Raw genomic sequence first — 6,142 nt, 5'->3', positions numbered from 1 at the left:
GTATTCAGGGTCAAGAAGCATAGATGAAGCGTATTTTGTCAATTCATCCGCTACCAAGACTTTAAGTTCTTCCATTTGAGCTACTGTTGGCTCTTCTGTTTGGTATTGAGCCATGAGGCGTTTCAAAGCACCACGTTGGTCAAAAGCAAGAGCTGAGATGATACCATTCTCGTCTGAGAGTTTTTGCATGCAAGCAAGTTTATTTGGACTTAATGTTAATTTACTCATAGATTCTTCCTTATTTTTCAAATTCGTGAATAATGACACCTTGAACAACACGGTTAACTGTACCTGTAGGTGATGGTGTATCTGGTCTGTTACCAACTTTAAGTGAAGTCAAGAGAGCAAATAACTGACCATAAACGATGTAAGGGAAGACACGGTAAACATCATTCAGAACCCCACCGCATCCAAGTGCTACTTCCTTAACATTTTCAAGTCCGAAGGCTTGATCACTCAAGAGAACAACTCGACGAGTAATTTGGTCGCCAGCAACTTCGCGAACCAAGTCTAAGTCATATTTACGAGTGTAATCTGTTGTAGTACCAAATACCAAAACGACTGTATCTTCGTTGATAAGAGATTTTGGACCGTGACGGAAGCCAACTGGACTTTCATACATAGTCGCTACTTGACCAGCAGTCAATTCCAAAATTTTAAGCTGTGCTTCATGAGACAGACCAAAGAATGGACCTGCACCTAGATAAATCACTCGGTTAAAGTCTAGGTCAACCAACTCTTTGACATCTGCCACATTGTCAAGAATTTTGCGAGCTAAACTAGATAGAACGTCGAAACGTTCAGCTTTAACAGCAAAGTCTGTTGGATCAAATACCAACAGTGCGGTCAACATCATTGAAGTGAAGCTTGAAGTCATGGCAAACCCAGCATCGTTAGAAGCAGCTGGTTGCAAGAGCAAGAGGTTGCGGTCATCACCATGCGCTTGGAGAGCCAATTTCCCTTCAGCTGCACATGTGATGGTCACTTGATAAAGCTCATCAACCAAAGCCTTGGCCAAGTCAACTGTTGCCACACTCTCAGGTGAGTTCCCGCTACGCGCGAATGATACCAAAACAGTTGTCACATCTTTTTTCAAATAAGTTTGTGGGTTTGCTACGATATCAGTTGTCGCGATAGCATTGAAATTCCATTTACGTTCATCATAAACTTCTTTAAAGTAAGGAACCAGAGTATCACCTACATAAGCAGAAGTTCCAGCACCAGTAAGGATAACTTTGATGTAGTCATGTTTGTCAGCAATTCCTTGTAAGAAGGCTGAAATTTCATCACGTCGTGCTTGATAAGCTTCAAAAGCTTCTTTCCAAACGTCTGGTTGTTGGTAAATTTCGCGAGTTGTGATTTCTGCTCCCAACTCAAGCAAATCTTCTTTTGTATAATCTAGCATTGAAAACCTCTAATCTAATATTGTTTCATGATTGAAAACATGGGAATGGGAGCTGCTCCCATTCCCATGTATATTTTCTATAAGATGATTTAACGTTTTAACGCAATCACATGTTATACTCAATGAAAATCAAAGAGCAAACTAGGAAGCTAGCCGCAGGCTGTACTTGAGTACGGCAAGACGAAGCTGACGTGGTTTGAATTTGATTTATGAAGAGTATTATTCATCTTCATCGTCCTCGAAGCTTGCCAATAAATCATTAACTTTGACAATGCTCTCTGAAGCACGATTTTTATAATCTGCATCAGCGCCAGTTAGACTCGCATTGATAAATTCAATCACCATTGGAAGATTCATTCCTGCATAAAGTTCGATGTCGCGACCTTCCATAATCAGACGGCTCACCACGTTACATGGTGTTCCACCAAGGAGGTCCGCAAAGACTAGGAAATCATCCAAACCTTCGACAGCAGCTTCAAATTTCGCAGTGAAATCTTCTGGTCCATCTTCTGGAAGAAGAGCTACTGTATGAATATTTTCTTGTGGACCCATAATCATTTCTGTGCTACCTTTAAGTTCTTCACAGAAACGACCGTGACTCACTAAAATCAATGATTTAGTCATAAATTATGCGCCCATTCCAAGTGCAAATTTACCAAAGGCAGAAAGAGCCAAGGCAAGCACGATAATGATACCGATAGCTTTTGTAGAGTTCATACCTTTCTTACCAAGCAACCAGAAGATGAAGGCAGTGAAGATTGCTGGAAGCAAGCGTGGGAAGATTGAGTTCAAGATGTCTTGGAAGTCAATCATCTTTTCACCGATTGGCAATTTGTATGAAATTTCAAAGTTGATCATTGTTGCTACAAGAGCACCCATCATGAACACACCAAGTACAGATGCAGCTTCAATCAAAGCTGTCAAAGTGCTTTGCATGTTGTTGATAAGGTTAACCCCTTCTTTGTATGCAAATTCCAATTGTTTCCAACGGAAGATGTCATACGCTACTGCAACTGCGATCCAAAGGAAGATACCCCAAGGTTGGCCAGCGATAGCCATTGTTGCAGCGATAGATCCCATGATAGCAGGAACAAGTGAACCAAAGATAGTATCTCCAAGAGGAGCGAATGGTCCCATCAAACCTGTCTTGATACCGTTAACCGCATCTTTTGAGCCAACGCCATCTTTTTCTTCCATGGCAAGGTCAAAACCAGCGATGATTGTGTGGAAGAATGGTGAAGTGTTGAAGAATTGAGTATGAACTTTCATCATTTCTTTCAACTCAGGAGTTCCATCTCCATACATTTTACGCAATTGTGGCAAGATCATGTAAAGGTAACCTGATGCTTGCATACGTTCGTAGTTCCATCCCAATTGGAAAGTGAACAAGCTACGTTTGTTAATTTGATTAAAATCTTCTTTTGTTAGTTTGTAATTAGAATTCGTCATCTTCAATTTCCCCACTTTCTGATGGTGTAGAAGGTGCTGCTACAGCTACTTTTTGGCTATTTTTGAAGTGAAGCACCGCAAGGAAGATACCTACGATAGAGATACCGATCATAGACAAGCCTTTGAAGTTGTTTGCAAAGCCAATTTTTTCAGCAACGTCAGCAGGAAGAGTGCCAATGAGACCAGCAACTGCTCCACCAAGACCTGTTACGTATGAGTAAAGTACAGTCAACATAGCTGTCAAACCGAATCCCATAGCAAGGTAGTGAAGGTTACGTTTAACTGGAAGGTAACGAAGCAAGATAGCGAATCCAAGACCTGGAAGCATACGACCTGCGAGTGTCAAACCATCTGCAACCCATTTGTAAGCTTCAACTAAGTCTACTACTGATTGTACGAAGGCACCACCAAAAGCAAGGGCAAAGAAGACTGGAAGGGCACGAGAAGCAGCCCATGGAAGCGCACCAAGAAGGTAGTTGCGTTCGATTCCTTTGTAGTCAAAGCGTTCGATCGCAGCATCAATACGGTGAGCGAAGAATGTAGTAGTCATACGACCAAGTACGTCGAAGTAAGTCAAAAGTGCTGCTACTGGCACAGCGATTGTTGTAATCGCAAGTGCTGTATCAATTCCTTGTGCAACTGAGAAAGCAGTCGCAAGAACCGCACCAGAAGTTGCGTCGATACGAGAAGCACCACCAAAGGTACCTACCCCAAGTACGAACAACTGCAAGCTACCACCGATAAACAAACCAGTTGTCAAATCTCCCATGATCAAACCAGTAATGAAACCAGCGAATACAGGGGAACCTGCAGAAGAAACGATCGTCAACTCATCACAGATTTGATAAGCTGAGTACAAAGTGAGAAGTAAAATTTGCCACCATTGTATCATAACAATGACCTCCTAAAAATTTTTTCCTATTTTAATAAGCTCAAAAAGTCTGAAACTGGATCATTTGGAACCATTTGAGCAGTAAGTTTAACACCTTTTTCCGCCAATTTGTGGAAATCTTCCACGTCTTTATCTACAACGTTGATAGAACGTGTGATCGCACGTGTTTCTGGTGTTTGAGACATGTTGCCGACATTGACAGTTTCAAGTGGCACACCTGCTTCTACCAAACCGAGGAAACGGTCAGGTTTGCGTGCTACAATCAAAAGACGTTGGCTATCGTATTTACCAGCAAGGATATTGGCTGCAGCTTTTTCAACTGGCAAAATGCTAAGTTTTACACCTGGTGGTGTTGCAAGCTTCAATCCGCTCTTTTCAACATCGTTGTTAACAACTTCATTGTCAACGACCATGATACGTGAAACATTAAGTTTAGCAGACCAAAGGTTTGCTACTTGTCCGTGGATCAAACGTCCATCGATACGGCATCCTACAATTGTCATAAATTTTCCCCCTTTATATGTTTTAGTGTAGGTTTACGAGTTAAATGTATGTGATCTTTATACTCCCCTTCAGTTTCAAAGATAATGATGCGGTTAGCACCTTCCTTGAGATAGCTGTGCGGAATATAAAGCGATAAGGTTGGACCAACATTCCAGAAACGTCCTAGATTACGGCCATTGACATAGGCAATCCCTTTACCAAACTCAGATAAGTCTAAGTAGGTATCCTTTGGCACCCCAACTTCAAAGTCATAGGCGTAAAAGGCAGGTTGTCCTTCTGTCCATCCTTTTGAGAAATCAATCTTTTCAGGATTATCTAGTGGAAGCGGATAGTGTTCCCAGTTCAGCATAAAGTGTAGGTCTTTGCAGACACCTGTACGAATCCCTTTTCGTTGTGTATCTGCTAGGAACTTATGTCCGTAATTGACACGCCCCATATTTTCTACCAGGACATCAAAACGAGAGAGCGCTTTCTTTTCTCCTTGATAGAAGATGTCCTCACCAATTTCTGTCTGGTACTGAGTTGTAACCCATTTACCATCTACAAATAGCTGAGCTCTGTCTCGACCATCAATGATACGAATACGTTCTTCTTCTGCATCCCAACTAGATTCTGTACGATAGAGTAGATAACCGTAACTTTGTCCCAACTCTTCCATTTTCTTAGGATAGAGACTTTTAGTTGGACTTGTTAGGCTATCCAAGGTTTCGAACAGAGAAACTTTCTCAACCAGTGGAATGTTTTCAACTTCCATACTCTCTTTGTAAAGCGGTTCTAATTGTGGATACTCAGGATAGTAAGTTGCCATCATTTTCTTAACTGCCATGTATTTAGCAGTTGGATTGCCAGCTTCATTAAGGAGAGCGTCATAATCATAAGATGTTACTTGTGGTAAATCAATAGTTCCTCGAGCTGAACAACCATTCATAAATCCAAAGTTGGTTCCACCGTGGAACATGTAAAGGTTGATAGAGCCTTGCTCTAGTACCTCATGTACGGCTTCTGCTAACTCCTCTGGCTCACGCGTGATGACTGGTTCTTTCCATCGGTTAAACCATCCATCCCAGAATTCCATACACATGAGTGGCCATTTCTTGCCATACTCATCAAAGAACTCTTGCATTTGCGAGAAGTTAAAGTTAGCTTTTGAACCAAAGTTCCCTGTCACAAAGAGATTATCTTCAATCAAGGTACCAGCTTTCAGAGTTGCTCGCCATGGACCATCAGATGTAAAGAGCGGACAAGTCACTGAACGTTCTTCCATCAATCGGCGAATCTCACGCAAGTAGGTTTTGTCCTCACCGTATGAACCGTACTCATTTTCAACCTGCATCATGAGGATGTTACCACCATTATCCAACAATCTTGAAACAAGACGTGGAAGTAAATGATCATAGTAGCGTCCTACCATTTCTATAAAGGCTGGATCAGAGGAACGGATTCGCATGTCTTTATTTAAAAGCCAAGCTGGTAAACCACCGAATTCCCACTCTGCACAGATAAAGGGAGATGGTCGAACAATAGCATACAAGCCTAAGTCCTGAGCTGTCTGAAGAAATTTTTCAATATCAAGATTGCCTTCAAAATTGAAGTTTCCCTCAGTTGGTTCATGTAAATTCCAAGCGACATATGTTTCAACAGTGTTAAAACCTAAAGCCTTGAGATTGTACAATGAATGATACCAGTCTTCTTCAGGAATTCTAAAATAATGAATGGCACCAGATAAAATTTTGAATGGTTCCCCATCTAGGTAAAAATCATCCTCAATTTTAAACCTTGTCATTTTACCACCCCATACTTTTCCGTTTGCGCTTTCATTTGTTGTTATATTAAATGATAAACTAATGAATCCATCTTGTCAATAGATTTTTCGAAAATTATTTAAAATTTTT

The 6,142-nt window shown here is 41.1% G+C and carries 6 protein-coding genes and 1 pseudogene; all 7 read right to left on the bottom strand.

Translation table 11 applies throughout. The features are described 5' to 3' along the window. A pseudogene (locus tag HMPREF2619_RS00270) lies at positions 1–228 on the bottom strand (tagatose-bisphosphate aldolase); the annotation flags it as partial. Between the two features lie 10 nt (positions 229–238). Further along, positions 239–1,405, bottom strand: a complete 1,167-nt coding sequence (locus HMPREF2619_RS00265) for an SIS domain-containing protein (protein WP_070458007.1) — start codon at positions 1,403–1,405, stop codon at positions 239–241. 219 nt (positions 1,406–1,624) lie between these two features. Beyond that, positions 1,625–2,029, bottom strand: coding sequence for a PTS sugar transporter subunit IIA (locus tag HMPREF2619_RS00260; protein WP_083279558.1), 405 nt, complete (start codon positions 2,027–2,029; stop codon positions 1,625–1,627). A 3-nt stretch (positions 2,030–2,032) separates the two neighbouring features. Then, positions 2,033–2,854, bottom strand: a complete 822-nt coding sequence (locus tag HMPREF2619_RS00255) for a PTS system mannose/fructose/sorbose family transporter subunit IID (protein ID WP_000185293.1) — start codon at positions 2,852–2,854, stop codon at positions 2,033–2,035. Next, positions 2,841–3,746 carry a PTS mannose/fructose/sorbose/N-acetylgalactosamine transporter subunit IIC gene (locus HMPREF2619_RS00250; protein WP_070458003.1) on the bottom strand — a complete coding sequence of 302 codons (906 nt, stop codon included), beginning with the start codon at positions 3,744–3,746 and terminating at the stop codon, positions 2,841–2,843. Before HMPREF2619_RS00250 ends, HMPREF2619_RS00255 begins: the two co-directional genes overlap by 14 nt. Before the next feature lie 26 nt (positions 3,747–3,772). Further along, positions 3,773–4,249 (bottom strand): PTS sugar transporter subunit IIB, encoded by a 477-nt coding sequence (locus tag HMPREF2619_RS00245; RefSeq protein WP_070458000.1) that lies wholly within the window; start codon positions 4,247–4,249, stop codon positions 3,773–3,775. Further along, complete coding sequence (locus HMPREF2619_RS00240) at positions 4,246–6,033, bottom strand: glycoside hydrolase family 35 protein (RefSeq protein ID WP_070457998.1); 1,788 nt, start codon at positions 6,031–6,033, stop codon at positions 4,246–4,248. The genes HMPREF2619_RS00245 and HMPREF2619_RS00240 overlap by 4 nt, the downstream gene beginning before the upstream one ends. Positions 6,034–6,142 lie beyond the last annotated feature (109 nt).

This window comes from Streptococcus sp. HMSC074B11 (genome assembly GCF_001808705.1).
Lineage (GTDB): Bacteria > Bacillota > Bacilli > Lactobacillales > Streptococcaceae > Streptococcus.
This window is presented reverse-complemented; position numbering and strand designations above follow the sequence as displayed.